The 21,016-nt window shown below is 37.8% G+C and carries 27 protein-coding genes; 21 read left to right on the top strand and 6 right to left on the bottom strand.

Features of this window, described 5'->3' with window-relative positions; translation table 11 throughout:
* Positions 1-69 precede the first annotated feature (69 nt).
* Complete coding sequence (locus ACJJVW_RS02920; protein ID WP_405250713.1) at positions 70-693, bottom strand: thioredoxin family protein; 624 nt, start codon at positions 691-693, stop codon at positions 70-72.
* A 2-nt stretch (positions 694-695) separates the two neighbouring features.
* Positions 696-1,199 carry a TlpA family protein disulfide reductase gene (locus ACJJVW_RS02925; protein ID WP_405250714.1) on the bottom strand — a complete coding sequence of 168 codons (504 nt, stop codon included), beginning with the start codon at positions 1,197-1,199 and terminating at the stop codon, positions 696-698.
* A 165-nt stretch (positions 1,200-1,364) separates the two neighbouring features.
* Between ACJJVW_RS02925 and ACJJVW_RS02930 the strand changes: the two genes are divergently transcribed.
* The 12 genes from ACJJVW_RS02930 (at position 1,365) to ACJJVW_RS02985 (ending at position 10,274) form a co-directional block, all read left to right on the top strand.
* Positions 1,365-1,826: a MarR family winged helix-turn-helix transcriptional regulator gene (locus tag ACJJVW_RS02930; protein WP_405250716.1), complete on the top strand. Its 462-nt coding sequence runs from the start codon at positions 1,365-1,367 to the stop codon at positions 1,824-1,826.
* A gap of 5 nt (positions 1,827-1,831) precedes the next feature.
* Positions 1,832-2,404, top strand: a complete 573-nt coding sequence (locus ACJJVW_RS02935; RefSeq protein WP_339847718.1) for a YceI family protein — start codon at positions 1,832-1,834, stop codon at positions 2,402-2,404.
* A 247-nt stretch (positions 2,405-2,651) separates the two neighbouring features.
* On the top strand, positions 2,652-4,049 hold the full coding sequence (locus tag ACJJVW_RS02940) for an anthranilate synthase component I family protein (protein ID WP_405250717.1): 1,398 nt from the start codon (positions 2,652-2,654) through the stop codon (positions 4,047-4,049).
* A 3-nt stretch (positions 4,050-4,052) separates the two neighbouring features.
* A complete protein-coding gene (locus ACJJVW_RS02945; protein ID WP_298328524.1) occupies positions 4,053-4,622 on the top strand; it encodes an aminodeoxychorismate/anthranilate synthase component II in 570 nt (189 codons plus the stop codon).
* Positions 4,623-4,632: 10 nt separating this feature from the next.
* On the top strand, positions 4,633-5,154 hold the full coding sequence (locus ACJJVW_RS02950; RefSeq protein ID WP_298328527.1) for a hypothetical protein: 522 nt from the start codon (positions 4,633-4,635) through the stop codon (positions 5,152-5,154).
* Positions 5,151-6,143, top strand: a complete 993-nt coding sequence (gene trpD, locus ACJJVW_RS02955; RefSeq protein ID WP_298328529.1) for an anthranilate phosphoribosyltransferase — start codon at positions 5,151-5,153, stop codon at positions 6,141-6,143. Before ACJJVW_RS02950 ends, trpD begins: the two co-directional genes overlap by 4 nt.
* A 1-nt stretch (position 6,144) precedes the next feature.
* A complete protein-coding gene (trpC, locus tag ACJJVW_RS02960) occupies positions 6,145-6,921 on the top strand; it encodes an indole-3-glycerol phosphate synthase TrpC (protein WP_405250718.1) in 777 nt (258 codons plus the stop codon).
* Positions 6,918-7,316 carry a hypothetical protein gene (locus tag ACJJVW_RS02965; protein ID WP_405250719.1) on the top strand — a complete coding sequence of 133 codons (399 nt, stop codon included), beginning with the start codon at positions 6,918-6,920 and terminating at the stop codon, positions 7,314-7,316. Before trpC ends, ACJJVW_RS02965 begins: the two co-directional genes overlap by 4 nt.
* 60 nt (positions 7,317-7,376) lie before the next feature.
* Positions 7,377-8,003 (top strand): phosphoribosylanthranilate isomerase, encoded by a 627-nt coding sequence (locus ACJJVW_RS02970; protein ID WP_405250720.1) that lies wholly within the window; start codon positions 7,377-7,379, stop codon positions 8,001-8,003.
* Between the two features lie 10 nt (positions 8,004-8,013).
* A complete protein-coding gene (gene trpB / locus ACJJVW_RS02975; RefSeq protein WP_405250721.1) occupies positions 8,014-9,216 on the top strand; it encodes a tryptophan synthase subunit beta in 1,203 nt (400 codons plus the stop codon).
* A 77-nt stretch (positions 9,217-9,293) separates the two neighbouring features.
* Complete coding sequence (gene trpA / locus ACJJVW_RS02980) at positions 9,294-10,055, top strand: tryptophan synthase subunit alpha (RefSeq protein ID WP_013751459.1); 762 nt, start codon at positions 9,294-9,296, stop codon at positions 10,053-10,055.
* Between the two features lie 78 nt (positions 10,056-10,133).
* Positions 10,134-10,274 (top strand): hypothetical protein, encoded by a 141-nt coding sequence (locus tag ACJJVW_RS02985; protein ID WP_158307006.1) that lies wholly within the window; start codon positions 10,134-10,136, stop codon positions 10,272-10,274.
* A gap of 77 nt (positions 10,275-10,351) precedes the next feature.
* Here ACJJVW_RS02985 and coaD read toward each other — a convergent pair whose 3' ends face one another.
* Positions 10,352-10,843: a pantetheine-phosphate adenylyltransferase gene (coaD, locus tag ACJJVW_RS02990; protein WP_108876769.1), complete on the bottom strand. Its 492-nt coding sequence runs from the start codon at positions 10,841-10,843 to the stop codon at positions 10,352-10,354.
* Between the two features lie 49 nt (positions 10,844-10,892).
* On the bottom strand, positions 10,893-11,891 hold the full coding sequence (locus ACJJVW_RS02995; protein WP_405250722.1) for a D-alanine--D-alanine ligase: 999 nt from the start codon (positions 11,889-11,891) through the stop codon (positions 10,893-10,895).
* 129 nt (positions 11,892-12,020) lie between these two features.
* On the opposite strand from ACJJVW_RS02995, the gene ACJJVW_RS03000 reads away from it, so the two are divergent.
* From ACJJVW_RS03000 to yaaA, 3 genes are all read left to right on the top strand, one after another.
* Entirely contained in the window at positions 12,021-12,614 is a 594-nt protein-coding gene (locus tag ACJJVW_RS03000; protein ID WP_108876770.1) for a PASTA domain-containing protein, read from the top strand.
* Between the two features lie 3 nt (positions 12,615-12,617).
* Positions 12,618-13,661, top strand: coding sequence for an RluA family pseudouridine synthase (locus ACJJVW_RS03005; RefSeq protein ID WP_298328553.1), 1,044 nt, complete (start codon positions 12,618-12,620; stop codon positions 13,659-13,661).
* Positions 13,662-14,052: 391 nt separating this feature from the next.
* Positions 14,053-14,817, top strand: coding sequence for a peroxide stress protein YaaA (gene yaaA, locus ACJJVW_RS03010; protein WP_405250723.1), 765 nt, complete (start codon positions 14,053-14,055; stop codon positions 14,815-14,817).
* 86 nt (positions 14,818-14,903) lie between these two features.
* Here yaaA and ACJJVW_RS03015 read toward each other — a convergent pair whose 3' ends face one another.
* Entirely contained in the window at positions 14,904-15,065 is a 162-nt protein-coding gene (locus ACJJVW_RS03015; RefSeq protein ID WP_405223233.1) for a 30S ribosomal protein THX, read from the bottom strand.
* A gap of 67 nt (positions 15,066-15,132) precedes the next feature.
* Here ACJJVW_RS03015 and ACJJVW_RS03020 point away from each other — a divergent pair, with 67 nt between their 5' ends.
* The 3 genes from ACJJVW_RS03020 (at position 15,133) to ACJJVW_RS03030 (ending at position 18,375) form a co-directional block, all read left to right on the top strand.
* Positions 15,133-15,861 (top strand): hypothetical protein, encoded by a 729-nt coding sequence (locus ACJJVW_RS03020; protein WP_405250724.1) that lies wholly within the window; start codon positions 15,133-15,135, stop codon positions 15,859-15,861.
* Positions 15,861-16,520, top strand: a complete 660-nt coding sequence (locus ACJJVW_RS03025) for a uracil-DNA glycosylase family protein (protein WP_379952691.1) — start codon at positions 15,861-15,863, stop codon at positions 16,518-16,520. The genes ACJJVW_RS03020 and ACJJVW_RS03025 overlap by 1 nt, the downstream gene beginning before the upstream one ends.
* 106 nt (positions 16,521-16,626) lie before the next feature.
* Positions 16,627-18,375 carry a M14 family metallopeptidase gene (locus tag ACJJVW_RS03030; RefSeq protein ID WP_405250725.1) on the top strand — a complete coding sequence of 583 codons (1,749 nt, stop codon included), beginning with the start codon at positions 16,627-16,629 and terminating at the stop codon, positions 18,373-18,375.
* Here the strand turns inward: ACJJVW_RS03030 and ACJJVW_RS03035 are convergent.
* Complete coding sequence (locus ACJJVW_RS03035; protein ID WP_298328571.1) at positions 18,343-18,966, bottom strand: NUDIX hydrolase; 624 nt, start codon at positions 18,964-18,966, stop codon at positions 18,343-18,345. The two genes, ACJJVW_RS03030 and ACJJVW_RS03035, sit on opposite strands and share 33 nt — an antisense overlap.
* A gap of 7 nt (positions 18,967-18,973) precedes the next feature.
* Here ACJJVW_RS03035 and pyrE point away from each other — a divergent pair, with 7 nt between their 5' ends.
* From pyrE to ACJJVW_RS03050, 3 genes are all read left to right on the top strand, one after another.
* Positions 18,974-19,615 carry an orotate phosphoribosyltransferase gene (gene pyrE / locus ACJJVW_RS03040; protein ID WP_379952693.1) on the top strand — a complete coding sequence of 214 codons (642 nt, stop codon included), beginning with the start codon at positions 18,974-18,976 and terminating at the stop codon, positions 19,613-19,615.
* Between the two features lie 16 nt (positions 19,616-19,631).
* On the top strand, positions 19,632-20,024 hold the full coding sequence (locus ACJJVW_RS03045) for an orotate phosphoribosyltransferase (protein ID WP_013751446.1): 393 nt from the start codon (positions 19,632-19,634) through the stop codon (positions 20,022-20,024).
* 110 nt (positions 20,025-20,134) lie between these two features.
* The gene (locus ACJJVW_RS03050; RefSeq protein ID WP_013751445.1) at positions 20,135-20,980 is read left to right on the top strand and encodes a transketolase; all 846 of its coding nucleotides are present in this window, start codon (positions 20,135-20,137) and stop codon (positions 20,978-20,980) included.
* Positions 20,981-21,016 lie beyond the last annotated feature (36 nt).

The following is a 21,016-nucleotide window of genomic DNA, read 5'->3' on the forward strand; positions in this document are numbered from 1 at the left end:
AGATGTGATTATACAAAAAAAATGAGCCTTTATAAGGCTCATTTTTTGATGACTCTATTATTTTTAAAGTTACGATTTAATCGCACAACCTATAGCTTTGGATTCTTTAAGCGTAACCTCTTTCCCTGACAAAATCTCATCAAGGGCATTCTCTAGATATTTTTCTGTAACAGCTTTTTCGTCTCGGCTATTATTATCTATAGCACCTATGTACTTAACTATATTGTTTTCTTGAACGCGTTGCAACACATATACATGTGGAGTTTTTGTTGCTCCATATTTAGGAAAAACTTCCTGACCATCATCTAGTAAATAGGGAAATGTAAACCCTTTTTTCTTTGCTCGTTGCTGCATCGCTTTAAAACTGTCTCCAGGCTTAACATGTGGATCGTTTGGATTAATCGCAATTACTGGATAACCTAACTTTTTATATTTGGTATCAATAGCAATTAATCTATCTTCATTTGCTATTGAGAATGGACAAGTGTTGCATGTAAATACGACTACAAAACCTTTTGCATCTTCAAAGTCTCTTAAGGACATCATCGCATTGTCTACATTACGTAGATAAAAATCTCCTGCTTCGTCACCTATATCGTATCCGCTCCTGTCTTTCTTAATCACAGCATTTGCAGCAAATGCAGATACTACAACCACTAGGGCGAGAAGCGTTAAGATTTTAAATGTTTTCATTACTAATTAATTAAGGTATTCAATTCTTGCTCTATTTCTTTATAAGTAAAAGAGCGCTCATAAAATTTCTTTCTTTTTGATCCCGTGATAAGTGTTGCTGGTATCGCACCACTCCACGAATCATTTACTTTTGGTATCCACGCATTTGCATCTCCATCATCTAGATATAAAACTTCAGATTGTAAATCTTTTTTCTCAACAAAAGCTTTAAGAGCTTCTAATTGATCTGGAAAGTCAAGACTCACTAATAATATAGTTACATCTTTGTTTTTATATTCTTTTCCTAATTTCTCAAAAGCCGGCAACTCCCTGATACATGGAGCACACCATGTTGCCCAAAAGTTTATCACTAAAGTTTCAGAAGGATGATTTTGTATATAATATTCTAAGCCATCATAATCCAATGCTTTTATATTACTGCCTTCTATTAATGCCTCTTTATAATCCTTTTGCCCTTCTTGGCAGGATGTTAAGATGATTAATAAGACAATTAGCATTCGCTTCATCCTTCAAAATTATTGTGATTGTGTCTTTTACACTTCTCAATTAACACACTTTATGAGGGGATTGTTAAGGATTTTAGAATGCTTTCAACCTTCCCGTGTTAAAAAACTCATAAAGACTTTGGTCAGTTCATTTACAAACATACATTTGTATATACAAATATTGTAATGACAATAGAAGAGCATATTAAAACAAAAACTTTAGGTATAGCACAAAAGCTTACTATAAACCTATCATATACAGCACAATGGTCTAATGATATACTTGCGAGTGCATTGAAGCCTCACGATCTGTCATTACAGCAATTTAATGTGTTACGCATATTAAGGGGACAAAAAGGAAAGCCTGCAAATCTCTCTACACTCAATGACCGTATGGTTACTAAGGCTAGTAACACGACAAGACTAGTAGATAAGCTTATCAAAAAAGAATTAGTAGCACGAGCTACTTGCCCTTCTAATCGCCGTAAAGTAGAAATCACTATTACAGATAGTGGTCTTTCACTCCTAAAAATACTTGACACGGCGATTAGTAATGCCGAAGAAAAAATTACATCCCAACTAGACAATAATGAGATAGAGCAGCTCAATAACTTGCTCAATAAATTACGAACAGAAACAAAAAACTAAAAAAAATGAAAAAGAAAATCACAACAGCTTTACTAGCAATTATCGTTACTACGGGTGCATTTGCTAACACAAACCCAATTCTTAAAAAGGTTATCGTAAAAGAAAGCAGTATCAACTGGACTGGAAAAAAAGTATTAGGCCAACACAATGGAACTATTGATCTTGTTTCTGGTTCACTAGAAATGGAAGACGATAAACTAGTAGGTGGAAATTTTGTAGTAGACATGACTACAATTACAGTTACAGATCTTAAAGCAGGAGAAGGGAAAGAAAAACTAGAAGGACACTTGAACTCTCCAGATTTCTTTGACACTGCAAATTACAACGAGGCAACTTTCACTATAACAGAGGTTACAGAAAGTGCTACGGGATATAATGTTGTGGGAGACCTAACTATTAAAGGTCATACAGAATCTGTATCAGTAAATATGGTTGTAACTGAAAATACAGCGACCACTACTTTTAATGTAGATCGCACAAAATATGGAGTACGTTATGGATCTGCATCATTTTTTGACAATTTAAAAGACAACGCAATCTCAGATAATTTTGAACTTGCTGTAAACTTGACATTTTAAATAGAATTCCTAGATTCCCCCATAAAGCTCAATATATAATTTTTATAGATTGAGCTTTTATATTAACAAAGTGGTTACTATCTTTGAGGAACAAATGAAAAACAATACAGTACATACTTGGTGGTGGATTACACAACAATCGTTGTCGTAAGCGCCTACCTATGTTTTTACATATACAGCCTGTCTTACGACAGGCTTTTTTTATGCTCTCAAGTCGCCTTAAAGCCGACAATAATTTAAATGAATAATGACATATAAATTAAAAACTTCTTCAAAACGCCTTCTGGCAGACACCATTACTCCAGTATCGGTATACTTAAGGTTGCGTGACCGTTTTCCTAATAGTTTGCTGCTCGAGAGTAGTGATTATCATGCAAATGATAATAGTTTCTCATACATCTGTTGCAATCCTATTGCTTCCATAGAAGTGGGTGACGGGATAATAAAACAGCAATTTCCAGATGGTAAAAGCGAGGAAATAACAGTTACAGATGATACTAACGTTGTGGGTGTTTTAGACGCTTTCGCGAAAGCGTTCTCATCTACAAAGACCGCTCATAAATTCATAAATAATGGCTTGTTTGGCTATTTATCGTATGACTCTGTACAGTACTTTGAGGATCTAAAAATCTCCAAAAAAGAGGAAGATTTGAATATACCAGATATCTATTATGCGGTATACCAAAATATCATCGCTATCAATCATTTTAATAATGAAGCGCACATCTTCTGCCACAATACTTCTGGAGAAAGTAATATTGAGGAGATAGAGCAAATGCTCAAGTCAAAAAACTTTGCCGAATATAAGTTTGCTCGTAATAATGAGCTCACCAGCAATATTACAGACGAAGATTACAAAGCACTTGTAGACACCTGTAAGAAGCACTGCCAGCGTGGTGATGTATTCCAGATTGTACCTAGCAAGCGATTCTCTCAGCAGTTTACTGGTGATGAGTTTAATGTATACAGAGCACTGCGTAGTGTTAACCCATCTCCTTATTTATTCTATTTTGACTACGGAGATTATAAAATTTTTGGGTCTTCTCCAGAAGCTCAAATTATTGTTCAAGATAGAAAAGCAGAGATTCACCCTATTGCCGGGACCTTTAAAAGAACAGGTAATGATGAGCAAGATGCCATCCTTGCTAAAGAACTTGCAAAAGACGAGAAAGAAAACTCAGAGCACGTGATGCTTGTAGATCTTGCTCGCAATGACCTATCAAGAAATGGACATGACGTTACGGTAGAGACCTATCGTGAGGTGCAGTTTTTCTCACACGTAATTCACCTTGTGAGTAAAGTAACTGGGCAAATGCATGAGGACAGTAATACACTACAAGTAGTGGCAGATACTTTTCCTGCAGGAACCTTAAGCGGAGCACCAAAGCACATGGCTATGCAGCTTCTCGAAAAATATGAAAACCGCAACAGAACGTTCTACGGTGGAGCGATAGGTTTTATGGATTTTTACGGTAATTTTAATCACGCGATTATCATACGTTCTTTCTTGAGTAAAAATCACACACTACACTGGCAAGCAGGCGCTGGTGTTGTATCAGGAAGTGATCCAGCTAAAGAATTACAAGAAGTTTATAACAAATTAGGAGCGCTTAATAAAGCACTTGACATCGCAGAAGATATATAGATCATGAAAAAGATATTAGTAATAGATAACTACGATTCCTTTGTGTACAATCTTGTGCACTACCTAGAAGAATTAGATTGCATCGTGACCGTAAAGCGCAACGACCAGTTTGCACTTGAAGAGTGTGAACACTACGATAAGATCCTTTTATCTCCTGGCCCTGGAATTCCAGAAGAAGCTGGTTTATTAAAAGCGGTTATAAAGAAATATGCAGGTAGCATTCCTATTCTTGGAGTTTGTCTTGGGCAGCAAGCTATAGGTGAAGTTTTTGGAGGATCGCTCATTAACCTTGATACTGTTTTTCATGGTGTAGCTACTCAAATCAATATTACCCAACCTGACACTGTGCTTTTTAAAGATCTTAACGATGAGATTGAAGTAGGTCGCTACCACTCTTGGGTGGTTGCTACAGAAGATTTTCCACCAGCTTTAGAAATCACAGCAGTAGATAAAAATGGTCAGATTATGGCTTTACGTCATAGAGAGCTAGACGTGCGTGGTGTACAGTTTCATCCAGAATCTGTACTTACTCCAGATGGAAAAACAATGATTAAAAACTGGGTTCTTAGTTAAACGTTTAGTTATGAAGATTACACTACTACTTATATTGAGTTGCTTCTTGTTAATGGGAGGATGCGATAGCACGCAGAAATCTGCTCAACCTGCTACTCAAACGGAGCCGGTGGTGGTAATCGAAGTATCTCCTGAGCCACTAAAAGAGGTGCTACCAGAGGAGAACACAGATGCTCATAAAAAACTGATTTTCAACACAAAATTAAGTGTAAGTCCAGAAAGACCTAATTGGGTTCTGTTTTCAAACGGAACCTACGTTATATTCCCAAAAGGAACTAGTAAAGATGATATGCGCAAAAGCGCGATAGGTCTTTTACAACGCTACAATAATGAACCTTTTAAAGTAAGAAAATCACCTATCGTAAAAGGATGGGTAGCAAGCTCTCCAAAAGGCATTTATAATTATGTAGCGCTAGCACAAGCAAGCTCACGCCTAGCAACTAATAAAGAACTAGCAAGCATAGGAAAACAAAATGTGATGAAGGATAAAGAAAATCCTGTTATCGTTCATATCAACACACCAAAACAATGAAACACATACTCAACAGACTTATAAACCACGACCAACTCACAAAGACAGAAAGTCGTGAGGTACTCGTAAATATTTCTGAAGGAAAATATAATCACAGTCAGATCGCTTCTTTTCTTACCGTTTACATGATGCGTAGCATTACCGTAGAGGAGCTAGAAGGTTTTAGAGATGCCTTGCTAGACTTATGTCTCGCGGTAGACTTCTCTGCTTATAATGCTATAGACCTTTGTGGTACAGGTGGTGATGGAAAAGACACCTTCAACATCTCGACACTTTCTAGCTTTATCACTGCTGGTGCTGGAGTAAACGTTACAAAACACGGTAATTATGGAGTAAGCTCTGTGAGTGGTAGTAGTAATGTGATGGAGCACCTCGGTATTAAATTTAGTAATGACAAGGACTTTTTAAAGCGCTCTATGGATGAAGTGGGGATGTGTGTTTTACACGCACCACTCTTCCACCCTGCTATGAAAAATGTAGCGCCCATACGTAGAGAACTAGGTGTAAAAACCTTTTTCAATATGCTAGGTCCTATGGTAAATCCTGCATTCCCAAGCAACCAGCTCGTGGGCGTTTTCAACCTTGAGCTCGCTAGAATGTATGGATATTTATATCAAAAAGGTGATAAGAACTTCACCATACTACACGCCTTAGATGGTTATGATGAGATCTCACTTACGGGAGCCACAAAAGCAATTACTAATCATACAGAGATGATGCTCGAGCCAGCAGATTTTGGCGTAAGCCCACATCTACAAAAAGATATTTATGGAGGAGATTCTGTTGAGTCTTCGGCAAAGATATTTATGGATGTAATTTCTGGTAAAGGAACAGACGCTCAGAATAATGTGGTGTGTGCAAATGCAGGAATGGCGATTGCAACCGTAGAGGGACTAACACCTATTCAAGGATTTGAAAAAGCAAAAGAAAGTCTCTTTTCTGGTAAAGCAGCCCAGAAACTGAGCAAACTACAAGCCTTAAGTAACTAAGATGACGATACTAGATAAAATTACAGCAGATAAAATCAAGGAAGTAGCTTTAAGAAAAAGTCTTATTCCTGTGAGTCAGTTAGAGCAATCTGTGCTTTTTGAACGAGATATTATTTCGCTTGCTACCGCAGTGCGCAATGGCTCGGGTATTATTGCAGAGCACAAAAGAAGATCACCAAGTAAGTCTGTTATAAATAACAGCTTAAACGTGCAAGATGTAGCTCGTGGTTATGAGCAGGCAGGTGTAAGCGGGATGTCTGTACTTACAGATATGAAATACTTTGGTGGTGCACTAGATGATTTAATTATTGCTAGAGCAGCGACTAGTTTTCCGCTATTGCGCAAGGAGTTTATAGTGGATGAATACCAGATTCTTGAAGCCAAAGCCTACGGTGCAGATGCGATATTACTGATTGCAGCTACGCTTTCGCGAAAGCAAATAGAGCAGTTTTCAACCTTTGCAAAAGGTCTTGGTCTCGATGTGCTTTGTGAATCTCACAATGAAGAAGAATTACAGAAGTCTATTATGCCATCTGTAGACATGCTAGGTATTAACAACCGAAATCTTAAGACTTTTGAAGTGAGTCTAGAAACAAGCAAGGAACTCATCAAACAGATTCCAGACGATTTTATAAAAATCTCAGAAAGCGGTATCAGTTCTGTAGAGGCAATCAAGGAATTAAAACCACACGGTTTTCAAGGGTTTTTAATTGGTGAAAACTTTATGAAAACAGATAACCCAGGAGAGAGCGCAGCAACTTTTATAAAGCAATTATGAAGTTAAGATATAAAAAGAAACAACTTATTATTTATGGAATAATGGCCATTGTATGGAGTGTACTTGGTATTATATCCTTTATTGAAAATGAGAACAATTTCACTAAGTACTCGTACCTCGTGCTTGGTGTCGTGCATATTATAATATTTATAATATATCAACATCAAGGATATGCAAATATTACCAATGGTGTTTTAATCGTTGGAGAATTAAAGAAAAAAAGAATCTCTATTGATCAACTTATAGAGATTAAACACGTGGCTGGAGATTTTGTACTTGTTTCGCAAACAAATAAAGTAAGTCTTAGTAAGGATCAGGTACGTGAAGAAGACTGGAAAGAGTTTCTAGCAATCTCTAAGATTAAAGATTTAGATCCTCACCAAAACAATTCTTAAAAGATCGTTTAATATAAACAATCTCAATTATCACCTATTATGAAAATCAAAATATGCGGTATGAAATATAACACACAAGAGGTCGCTGCGTTGCAGCCAGACTATCTTGGCTTTATATTTTATGAGAAGAGCAAACGAGATTTTGGCGACCTAGCGATTCCAGAATTACCTGAGGGAATTGACCGCGTAGGAGTTTTTGTAGATGCTGATATTGCTTTCGCGAAAGCGAAAATAACACAGCACAACCTCAACGTAATCCAGTTGCACGGGAGCGAGTCACCAGCATATATAAAAGAACTTCAAAGTTGTCTGGTCGAGCGCAGTCGAGACCTCAACATTTGGAAAGTTTTCGGAATAAAAGACAACTTTGATTTTGAAAAACTTAAGCCTTATGAAGGAATTGTGGATGGCTTCCTTTTTGACACCAAGGGAAAAGAAAAAGGAGGAAATGGTTACACCTTTGACTGGAGTGTATTAAAAGATTACACGTCTCAAACACCTATTATTCTAAGCGGTGGTATAGGACTAGAAGAAGTAGAAAAAGTATCAAAAATACTGGCGACAGATTTACCTATTATCGCACTTGATGTAAATAGCAAGTTTGAAGATAAGCCAGGAATGAAGAATATTGAAAAATTGAAAAAGTTTAAAGCAGCGATTGCAGCGTTTACGCCGTCTCGCTCATAATACAATTGCTATGAATACACTAGAAAAAGAAAAAAGTTACCAAGCAGACGAGAGAGGCTATTACGGAGATTTTGGAGGTGCATTTATTCCAGAAATGCTCTATCCTAATGTAGAAGAATTGCGCTCACAGTATGTACAAATCATGCAAGAGCCTGCTTTTCAAGAGGAATTCAAGCAACTCTTAAAAGATTACGTGGGTCGCCCTACGCCACTTTATTACGCAAAACGCTTTAGTGAGAAGTATGGTACAAAAGTGTACTTAAAAAGAGAAGATCTTTGTCATACAGGAGCACATAAAGTAAACAATACAATAGGTCAGATTTTAATGGCGCAGCGTCTAGGTAAAACTAGAATCATTGCAGAGACTGGTGCTGGACAGCACGGTGTTGCCACGGCTACCGTTTGTGCACTTATGGGTCTAGAATGCATCGTATATATGGGTGCTGTAGATATAGAGCGCCAAGCGCCTAACGTAGCACGTATGAAAATGCTAGGAGCAACCGTGCGCCCAGCAATGTCTGGAAGTAGAACGCTTAAAGATGCGACTAACGAGGCTATACGTGACTGGATTAATAACCCAGTAGACACTCACTACATTATAGGTTCTGTAGTAGGGCCACACCCTTATCCAGATATGGTAGCTCGTTTCCAGTCGGTGATTTCTGAGGAGACTAAGAAGCAGTTGCTAGAAAAAGAAGGAAAAGAAAATCCTGACTACGTAGTGGCCTGTGTAGGTGGCGGTAGTAATGCTGCTGGATTATATTATCACTATCTAGATCAACCAGATGTAGGCATTATTGCTGTAGAAGCTGCTGGAAAAGGTGTAGATACTGGCGAGAGTGCTGCAACATCTGCACTGGGACGTGAGGGAATTATACACGGAAGTAAGACATTATTAATGCAAACAGACGATGGGCAGATTACAGAGCCTTACTCTATCTCTGCTGGTCTAGATTATCCTGGTGTAGGACCTATGCACGCAAACCTCTTTCGCTCTGGGCGTGGAGAGTTTATCTCTGTTACAGATGAAGATGCGATGGCAGCTGGACTAGAACTTAGTAAGCTAGAAGGAATTATTCCTGCGATAGAAACAAGTCATGCACTTGCTATTTTTGAAACCAGAAAATTCAAAAAAGACGACATCGTAGTAATCAATCTTTCGGGACGTGGTGATAAGGATTTGAATACCTATATCGATTATTTCAAATTATAGAAGCACGCTTTCGCGAAAGCGAAATAAACATCAATATTAATTCCCGCTTAGGCAGGAATGACAAAATATGTATTCAGATGAATAGAATAAAACAAAAATTACAAGAAGATAAAAAGCTACTAAGCTTATACTTCACTGCTGGATATCCAGCGATAGATGATACCGTTTCTATCTTAACGCAGCTTCAAGAAAGCGGTGTTGATATGGTGGAGATAGGATTACCTTTTTCAGATCCGCTAGCAGATGGGCCTACTATTCAAGAATCAAGTACTGCCGCGCTTCATAACGGAATGACTACCGAAAAACTGTTTAGCCAGTTGGACGGTATTCGTGAGACCATTCATATTCCGCTTATTGTGATGGGTTACTTTAACCCGATGTTACAATATGGAGTTGAGAAATTCTGTAAGCGTTGTCAAGAAATAGGTATCGATGGTATTATTATGCCAGATTTACCACTAGCAGAATACGAAGCGGAGTATAAAGCAATTTTTGAAAAATACGGACTTATCAATGTGTTTCTCATTACTCCTCAAACGAGTGATGCGCGCATCCAGCAACTAGATGCAGCAAGTGATGGCTTTATCTATATGGTGAGTAGCGCGAGTACTACGGGTGGTACTAGCGGCTTTAGCAATACAACTTCAGATTACTTTGAGCGCATCGCTGCAATGAATCTAAAGAGCCAGCAAATTGTAGGATTTGGGATTAGTAATGAAGAGACTTTTAAAGCAGCAACTACCCATCAAAAAGGTGCCATTATAGGAAGTGCTTTTATAAAGCATATTACTAAGAATGGAGCAAATAGTGTTGCTAGCTTTGTAGAAACTATTAGGTAATCAACACTTTAACCTAAGACTAACAAGCCTTTAAGACGAATTAACAACCGTGATTTTTATCTTTATATCAACTTAAAAATGAAAAAGATTATGGAACGTAAATTTGAAAGAAAAGTAGAGCAAACAAACCCGACCAATCCAACGGGAAATGTAAACCAGACTACAAATGACTTTGATATCGATAAAAAGACTATCAAAGAACAACAGAATAAAAAGTAAGTTGAGATTACCCTATATATAAATGGTAAAGCCGCCAAATGGGCGGCTTTTTTATGAAATAATCCGAGTAAATTATACTACTCTTTCTCTTGTATTTCTTTCCAAATCTCATTTGCACAAGGTTCTACCACATCTGGCACTAGACCAGAACAGTCACCACCATTACGGATTACATCGCGCACAATAGATGAGGATATATAACTCTTACCAGAGCTGGTAAGTAAGAATACCGTCTCAATACCAGATAATTTTCTGTTTGTATGAGCTATTGCTTTTTCAAACTCAAAATCGCCAGGATTACGCAGTCCTCTTAGTATGAATTCGCTTTCTTGCTCCTTACAAAAGTCTATAGTAAGACCTTTATAAGTCATCACCTTAATACGCGGCTCGTCTTTAAACGTGTCAATAAGAAACTGCTTACGTTGTTCTAATGAGAACATATATTTCTTATCTGCATTAACACCTATAGCAAGTATCACCTCATCAAATAAGGTCAAGCCTCTTTCTATAATATCATAATGCCCAAGAGTAATAGGGTCAAAACTTCCAGGAAATACTGCTTTTCTTATCATAATCTATAGCTTAATATGGTATTCTTTTAATTACTAGTAACGCTTTCTATACTTGCGCTCGTTCTATACAATGTTCAATGGCTTCACCAAAAACGTCTGCAAGTGATAATCCTGCTGCTTTAAATTCTCTTGGGATGATACTTTCCTTTGATAATCCAGGATTAGTATTTACCTCAACAAAATGCGGTTTACCCTCGTGAAAGATAAAATCTATGCGACAGATTCCTTTTAAACTCAAGAGATCATAAATCCCTTTTGTAAGTCCTTGCACTTCATTTGTCTCTTTTTCGGAGAGTCGTGCGGGCACAATTTCTTGTGATTTTCCAGAGTACTTTGCCTCTAGACTAAAAAAGTCTCCATCTGGCACAATCTCGCAAGCCGGTAATACTTGTGTCTCTCCTCCAAAGTTATACACTCCTACAGACACCTCTGTACCGCTTAAAAAAGATTCTATCAGGACTTGGCTATCCTCAGAGAACGCATGCTCTAGAGCCTGCTCTAGATCTCCTTCTTTATATACTTTACTCACGCCATAACTAGAACCTGCGCGGTTAGGCTTTACAAAACATGGATATCCCACTTTTAAGGCTAGCGAATTTTTAAAGGGCATATCAATAATATCTCCTTTATTCACGTATACAGATTGCGCCATTGGCACGCCGTATGAACTTAACACGCTTAGTGTGTCGCGCTTATTAAACGTCATTGCGCTTTCATAAAAGTCACAACTCGTCTGTGGGATTCCTAGTAATTCTAGGTAGGCTTGTAGTTTTCCGTCCTCTCCTGGCGTTCCGTGTATGGTATTGTAACAAGCTTGGAATGTTACCTTTTTCGCGAAAGCGTCAATAAAGCTAAAATCGCCTTTATCTATTGCAAATCGCTCGCCATCTATCACACAAAACCATCCCTCCTTAAGGATATGCACGGCATACACTTGGTATTTTTCTTTATCTAAAGAAGCAACTACGGTGGCACCACTGTTAAGCGATATTTGGTACTCGCTACTGTAGCCACCCATTAAAACGGCGATATTTTTTTTCTGCACTTTCGTGAAAATTTGAAAAGACAAAACTAAATCTGTCTCGTTAACGTTAATGTAAAAATAGGTATAATCATACCTACACCAAATAGGCTATCTATTTTATATATTTGCACCCTTAACCATAACCCATCTATGAGTCTTTTAAAATTTCTAGTCAGCAAAGCATTTGTAAAACAAATTGTACTTGCTATCATCATCATCATCGCATTAGTATTTGTTACTAGATGGTGGTTAGGAAGCACCACAAATCACGATGAGCGCATTGCAGTGCCTAATGTAAAAGGGATGACGCTTGATCTAGTCTCTCAAGAACTAGAAAATGCAGATCTGCGTTACTTTATTATAGACAGTGCAAATTTTAATCCTGACTATCCTAAGTATTCTGTGATTGATCAAGAGCCTAATGCTGGAAAATTTGTAAAAGAAAACAGACAGATATACCTTGTATTGAATCCATCTGGGTTTCAAAAAATGACCATCCCTCCTATTGTAGGTAAAACACGCCGCCAGGCAGAACCTTCATTAAAGGCGTTAGGATTTGAGATAGGAAAAGTAACCTATGTAGACTGGATAGGAAAAGACGAAGTAAGAGATATAAGACACAAAGGAAAGAGAGTGAAAGCTGGAGATAGACTAGAAAAAACTTCTGTTATCGACCTAGTATTAGGTAATGGTAAAGGTGACTACCGCGACGCTATTTCTGATGACTCATCAGACGAAAACTAAACAATGAACGAAGAACAATTTATAGGTCCAGAACCTCAAGACGACGAACTTTACGAGCACTACAGTTTTACTGCTAGTAAAGGTCAAGAACCATTACGCGTAGATAAATTCTTAATGAATTTTGTAGAAAATGCTACCCGTAATAAAATCCAGAAGGCTGCCAAAAACGGCAGCATTCAAGTAAATAATATTGTTGTAAAACAAAATTATAAAGTAAAAGCAGGAGATGTTGTGCGTGCCATGTTTGAGCACCCACCACATGAGTTTTTACTCACTCCAGAAGATATTGATATCGATGTGGTTTATGAAGACGACCAACTTATGGTAGTCAACAAACCTGCAGGAATGGTGGTGCACCCAGGTCACGGTAATTATTCTGGAACGCTTATTAACGCACTTATTCACCACGTAGATAACCTACCTAACAATTCTAGTGATAGACCAGGACTTGTACACCGTATCGACAAAGACACTAGTGGTTTACTTGTGGTTGCCAAAACAGAACAAGCAATGACCCACCTCTCTAAGCAGTTTTTCAATAAAACGACAGAGCGAGAATATGTTGCTATCGTATGGGGTAATGTAACAGAAGACGAAGGAACAATAGAAGGAAATATAGGTCGTCACCCAAAGAACAGGTTACAAAACACCGTTTTTTACGGCGACGAAGAAGACCAAGGAAAACCAGCTGTTACTCATTACAAAGTAATAGAGCGTCTAGGCTATGTAACACTTGTGAGCTGTAAGCTTGAGACGGGACGTACACACCAGATACGTGTGCACATGAAGCACATAGGACACACCTTATTTAACGATGAGCGTTATGGTGGTAATGCTATCTTAAAAGGAACGACGTTTACTAAGTATAAACAGTTTGTGGATAACTGCTTTAAGATTTTACCACGCCAGGCACTGCATGCAAAGACATTAGGTTTTGTACATCCTACTACTGGAGAATACAAACGTTTTGAAACCCCAGTACCAGAAGATATGACGGGCTGTATAGATAAGTGGCGATCTTATGCTACGCACAGTAAGGAGCAATAGATTAGTTGAACTAGGCTTTCGCGAAAGCTGATACTACAAACTCATAATTACATCAAAAGCGAGTCATTGTTTAAAAACAGTGACTCGCTTTTTTTATGGTTTCTGTTGACAAATCTGTTATTTAAAAATATGGTTTGTTTATAAAATTTTATCTCAATTAATATCAAATTCCATTCTACCTACCTCTACGACCCATCCACCCCTTCAAAGGGAAGAAACTAGAAGTCTCCCTTTGAAGGGAGATTTAGAGGGATGTTGTGTAAAACAGATAATTTCAATTTCCCATCTCACTGACCATTACCCTTATTCAATCCCGCCATAGTCAAAAACAATAGCAACTGCTGTGTGTAAAGCACATAATTGCTAACTTTGATATCAAAGAAAATTACTTATGAAAATCGTTGTTTCTCCAGCAAAGTCACTCAATTTTGAATCAAAACTCCCTACCTCAAGAGCTACGCAACCGCAGTTTCTTGAAGAGGCAGAAAAGCTTAATAGTAAACTCTCAAATACTACAAAGAAAGAGATTCAAGACTTAATGCACATTAGTGAGAAACTGGCAGATTTAAACTACCAGCGTTATCAAGATTTTACAACTCCGTTTACAAAAAGTAATGCGCGACCAGCGGTTTATACTTTTGATGGCGATGTGTATACAGGTCTTGATGCATACACGATCCCAACAGAAAAATTAGACAAATTTCAAGACACGCTAAGAATTTTAAGTGGTATGTATGGAATATTACGCCCACTAGATTTAATGCAGGCTTACCGTCTTGAGATGGGAACTAAGCTAGAATACTACAACACTAAGAACTTATATGAATTTTGGGGAGACACTCTTACTAATCGTCTTAATGAGGAATTAGAAGATGATGAGCTTTTTGTTAATCTTGCGAGCCAAGAATACTTTAAAGCAGTACAGCCTAAAAAACTTAAGGTTCCCGTAATCACGCCTATCTTTAAAGACTTTAAAAATGGTAAACTAAAGATTATTGCTTTTTACGCAAAAAAAGCACGTGGCTCGATGGTGCGTTACATTATCGATAAAGATGTAAACAGCATAAAAGATCTTAAAGGATTTGATTATGACGGCTACGCATACAGCGCAGAGGAGTCTAATGAAGATAAAAACGAATTTGTATTTACAAGGTAATTGTCTACAATAACTAAAAACCCATCATAGAGAAATCTATGATGGGTTTTTTACGCTCTGGAAAACATCTTATAATACTAGAACAACTACTTATCTTTCTGCATTTTCGCAGCATCCTTAGCTTTCTTCCTGCCTTTTTTTCTTCTTTTTGCGCCAAAAGTTCCGCGGCTTATTTTCCCTCTTCTTGATTTTTTATCTCCTCTTCCCATATCCATATTTTTAGTTATTCTCAAGGTAGCATTTTTCAAAAAGAACCTATTTTAAAATTCTGTTAATCATCTGCCTACACTATCTTTATAAATAAAAAGTATCACTATGACGTATTACATTCTTATTGCGCTACAACTGGCATGTGCTTACCACGTTTACAAGAATAAAAATAGTTTTTACTGGTACTTTGCTATCCTCCTATTGCCTGCCATAGGCAGCCTAGTATATGTAATTGCTCAGATTTTCAATAAAAAGGATGTTGCTGTCGTTCAAAAGGAATTTACAGCGGTTATTAACCCTACCAAAAAGATAAGCCAACTAGAAAAGAAAGTTGAATTTTCTGACACGTATTCTAATCGCGTAGAGCTAGGCGATGCATTACTTGCGATAGGTAACTTTAAAGAGGCAGCGATTCAATACGATAGTGTTTTAAAAGGAAGTCAGAAAAACGATTACTATGCAAACACACAATTACTACTTGCTCTTTTTGAGCAAGAAAAGTATGATGAAGTAATTGCCATAGGTGAGAAAATGAGCACCGTCTCAGATTTTGAAAAATCACAAGCGCAATTTAAATATGGGCTCGCCTTATCAAAAACTGGTAAGGACGAAGAAGCAGAGGCTATCCTCAAAAAAATAGATCAGCGATATTCTAATTATCCTGAGCGCGTGCAACTCTCAAAATTTTATATTGAAAGTAAGATGCAATCTAAAGCGCTAGAAGTGCTACACGAGATGCAAGAAGAGTTTTTAAACCTTACTACACCCAATAGAAAACTACACAAAAATACTTTTATAGAAGTAGAAAGACTTGTTGCTGCGACACAATCATAATGTCTGTTTTTAAACACACACATCCCTATCCTCCGTTTAATATTGAGAACGCCACAAAACTCATTGTAGGCACACTTCCTCCTCCTAGATTTACAGAAGGCACTCTTAAAACGGGAGATGTAAACTTTTGCTACGGCAGTATCGATGGGCAACTATGGCCTATTTTAAATAAGATTTTTAATCTCAATCTTACTTTTGAAACTACAGAGCAAGCCATTCAAGAGCGTAAAGATTTTCTAATATCTCGTAATATCGGTATTTGTGATATTGTTGCTTCCTCAGAACGCATCAAAATAGACGCTTCAGATATCGGAATGACTAACGTGACGCTCAGAGATATTTTCGGTTACTTGAGTAAATCTCCAAAAGTGGAAACACTATTATTCACAGGAGGAAATAGTAAAAACGGCCCTGAGTATTTCTTTAGGAAAGCTTGCAAAGAAAAGGATGTAAAGTTAAAAGTGGTAAGCAGCGAAGTACCCCGAGTACATCAGTTTCAATGGCAAGGACGCACTATTAAAACGGTGTCTCTCACTGCACCTTCTGGAGCGGCAAACAGAGCCGTGGGCAGTCTTGCCCTATACAAACAACTCAAAAAGGAAAATCCACAATTCAATACGATAGACTTCAGAGTCTTGCAATACGCTCCTTTCTTTTAATTTTTTTACGCTTTCGCGAAAGCGTAACTCAAACACTATACATCCAAAAATAACTTACTTTTTATTTTTGAGCCAATTTGTATCTTCACACTTCAAGTACAACCAAATGAAAAGACTTTTTTTACTCCCACTACTCGCCATTATCATAAGTTGTGGTGACACAAAAGATAATCCAGAAAATAAAGACTTTACTACGCGCTTTGAAAAAAGCGGAGGTACAGAAACGCCAACCTACCAAGAAGTCATCGCTTTTTATAAGGATCTTGATACTGCGTATCGCTCTATTAAAACCTATGAAGTAGGCACGACAGATGCTGGCGAACCGCTCACGCTAGTTACTTTTAATCCTAATCGAAGTTTTGACAGTGAGTTTTCTGACGATAACGATGTGCGTCGTATTCTCATAAATAATGGTATTCACCCTGGAGAGTCAGACGGGATCGATGCTACTATGATGCTCATGCGAGATCTTGCACAAGGAAAAATAGAAGCTCCAGAAAATACATGGGTAAGTGCGATTGCAATTTATAATGTAGGTGGCGCTCTTAACCGTAATAGCGGGACGAGAACCAATCAGAATGGACCAAAAGAATATGGTTTCCGCGGAAATGCTCAAAACTATGATCTCAATCGTGACTTTATAAAGCGTGACACAAAAAACGCTGCCGCTTTTGCAGAAATTTATCACATGATTGAGCCAGATGTTTTTATAGATAATCACGTAAGCAATGGCGCAGATTATCAATACACGCTCACACATCTCTTTACACAACACAACAAACTAGGAGGAGCATTAGGTGACTACGTGCATGATGAGTTCCAGCCTATGCTAGAGGAAGACCTTAAGACAAAAGACTGGGAGATTACTCCTTATGTGAACGTCTTTAATAGCACTCCAGAAAAAGGCTTTAGCCAGTTTATGGATTACCCACGTTACTCAACTGGTTTCACTTCGCTATGGAACACTATAGGCCTCATGGTAGAAACCCATATGCTCAAACCCTACAAACCTAGAGTGGAAGGAACGTACGAATTAATGAAAAGCATCTTAAAAATCACTGCCGAAAACGGCCCGAAGATTAAAGAAATGCGTGAAAATGCTTTTAACGCTTTCGCGAAAGCGGAAACCTATCCTGTGCAATTTGAGTTAGATACTACAAAAACCACCACCCTAAACTTTCTTGGCTATGAAGGTAGCATGCAACCTAGTGAAGTGACCGGGAAGGAACGTCTTAAATATGACGTTAACAAACCCTTTACCAAGAAAGTTACTTACTACGATTATTTCAAGCCTACAAAGGAGGTAACGATACCAAAAGCATATGTAATCCCAAGGGGTTACAGAGATGTTGCGCTTATCTTAAAGGCAAATGACATTAAGTTTGATCAGCTTAAAAAGGACACGACATTTGTAGCTCAAGTATATCACATAGACACCTATGAAACTCGAAAGAGCCCTTATGAAGGTCATTATTTACACTATAACACCAGTTTAAAAACTTCTGAAGAAGAAGTTACCATACCAAGAGGTGGTTATATAGTACCTACAGACCAAAAAGGAATACGCTACATTCTAGAAACGCTAGAGCCAGAGGCGACAGATAGTTTCTTTAACTGGAACTTTTTTGACACTATATTACAACAGAAGGAAGGTTTCTCTCCATACGTATGGGAAGATAAGGCTCAACAATTTCTTGAGACCCACCCTAAAATTAGAATAGAGTTTAATCTCAAGAAGTCGTTAAATCCTGATTTTGCAAATAATTGGTACGCTCAGCTAGACTGGATTCATAAAAAATCTTCTAGTTATGAGAAGGCACACTTACGCTACCCTATCGTTAGGATGCTTAATTAAATATTCTTTAGGAAAGATAAGCTTGATATTTTCGTAAGATTTATCAAGCGCTTTCTGTGATTTTTCAAAGTTGAGCCACTTGGCTTTCTTAATACCTTCCTTTGCTTGCGGCACTAGCTCGTCTGTGCAGCTTGTGTGCATTTCAAACCAGAAAGTCTCCTTAAGACGGAACTCTCCATTACGTTTAAAAACGTGGTAAGTAATTTCCAGTGGCTTTTTAATAGTAAGACCAGTCACACCAGTCTCCTCCTCTACTTCTCTAATAGCACAGTCCTCTATATCTTCTTTTTTCTCGATTTTACCTTTAGGTAAGTCCCAGCGACCGTTACGATGTATAAAAAGAATTTCTTTTTTATCGTTATATACGAGTCCGCCGCCCGCTATTACAAGTTTAAGTTTCTTGCGCAGGTGCTTGAGTAACTTCTCTTCCTTAGGGTGGTAGAGGTTAATATATAACTGTTCTCCATCATATAATTTCTTGATCAGTTTCTTGATCTTGACCTTCTTTATGGAGATGGTTTTATAGTTCTTCCCTATTACCTTTTCTGTAGATAGAATAATAGGAATATCATTCACAAAAACTTTATACATTTGCAGTATGATTTTAGACAAAGAAACGGCAAAAAAAACTGCCGAATTGCTTTTGCAAATTAATGCAATAAAATTACAACCGCAAGAACCTTTTACATGGGCTTCTGGTTGGAAATCCCCAATTTATTGTGATAACCGCATCACACTATCGTATCCTCCTATTAGAAACTACATTCATCAAGAAATGGCAAAGCAAGTAGAAAACATCTACGGCAAGCCAGATGCTATTGTGGGTGTTGCTACAGGAGCTATAGGTATTGGTATGCTTGTTGCAGATTATCTCAACGTACCTTTTGCTTATGTACGTCCAGAGCCAAAAAAGCACGGACGTAAAAACCAGATTGAAGGTCATCTAGAACCTAACAGCACTGTTGTGGTGATAGAAGATCTTATAAGCACAGGTAAGAGTAGCCTTATGGCAGTAGAAGCTCTTAAAAATTCTAACATGACGGTAAAAGGGATGCTTGCCATCTTTACCTACGGTTTTGATACTGCTACTCAGAATTTTGAAGAAGCTGGAGTTACACTCAACACACTTAGTGATTACTCTCATTTACTACTACAAGCTAGGGACACAAATTTTATTACCGAAGCACAACAAGAAACGCTAGAAAACTGGCGTAAGAGCCCGTCAACCTGGGAAAAATAACATTAAAAAAACCTAAATGAATTTAGAAAGTCCTGTAAAGACGCTCAACAAGTCACAAGAAGAAGTTTATAATTTCTTAATGAACATTGAGAACTTTGAAAAATTAATGCCAGAGAACACTAAGTTTGAAAAGATAAGCGATACACGTTTCCTTTTTGGACTTAAAGGTATGCCAGAAATAGTACTAGACCTTAAGGAAGGAATCCCTCATAGTAAAGTAGTACTAGGGGCAGCAAGTGATAAAATACCTTTCCAACTTACTGCAGATATTAAAGAACTAGCAGCAGATAAAACTGAGGTACAACTTCACTTTGAAGGAGAATTTAACGCCATGATGGCGATGATGGTTAAAGGACCTATCACAAAGTTTATAGGTACACTTTCTGATAATATGGATGTAATTGCATAACGCAGTTTAAATTCAATATTTCGCAAAAATCAAAGAAGTCCTACAATCTTGAGCAATCTCGATGGTAGGACTTTTTTATATGCTTATTTTTACATAATAAATTCAATAATATGGCAGACATAGAGAAGCTAGAAGCATTTGTAACCCAAGTGCGTAGAGATATCGTACGACAAGTACACAAAGTAAGTTCTGGACACCCAGGCGGATCATTAGGATGTGCCGAATTTATTTCGGTTCTCTACCAAGAGCTTATGGAACGTAAAGAAGGATTTGATATGGACGGTATAGGAGAAGACCTCTTCTTCCTTTCAAACGGGCATATCTCTCCAGTTTTTTATAGTGTATTAGCTCGTTCTGGATATTTCCCAGTCGAAGAGCTTAACACTTTTAGACTACTTAACTCTAGACTACAAGGGCACCCTACTACACATGAAGGGCTTCCTGGAGTGCGTATCGCCTCTGGATCACTAGGTCAAGGATTAAGTGTTGCGGTAGGTGCAGCTCAAGCAAAAAAACTTAACAAAGACAACCACACTATCTATACCTTAATGGGAGACGGTGAATTGCAAGAAGGTCAAAACTGGGAAGCAATTATGTATGCTTCGGCAAAAAAGGTTGATAATATTATCGCTACTGTAGATCTTAACGGGCAGCAGATAGATGGTAGCACAGACCACGTTTTAAACATGGGAAGTGTGCGTGCAAAATTTGAAGCTTTCGGGTGGATTGTTCTTGATATCGAGCAAGGAAATGATGTAGAAGCTATTGTAAAAGGAATGAATCAAGCCAAAGATCTTTCTGGAAACGGAAAACCAGTTTGTGTATTATTACACACAATCATGGGTAACGGTGTAGACTTTATGATGGGCACACACGCGTGGCATGGTAAAGCTCCTAATGATGAGCAACTCGCGAGTGCTCTAGCACAGAATCCAGAAACTTTAGGCGACTACTAAACCTTTTTCTTATTACGCTTTCGCGAAAGCGTACCA

Source organism: Dokdonia sp. Asnod3-C12 (genome assembly GCF_045063975.1).
Taxonomy (GTDB): domain Bacteria; phylum Bacteroidota; class Bacteroidia; order Flavobacteriales; family Flavobacteriaceae; genus Dokdonia.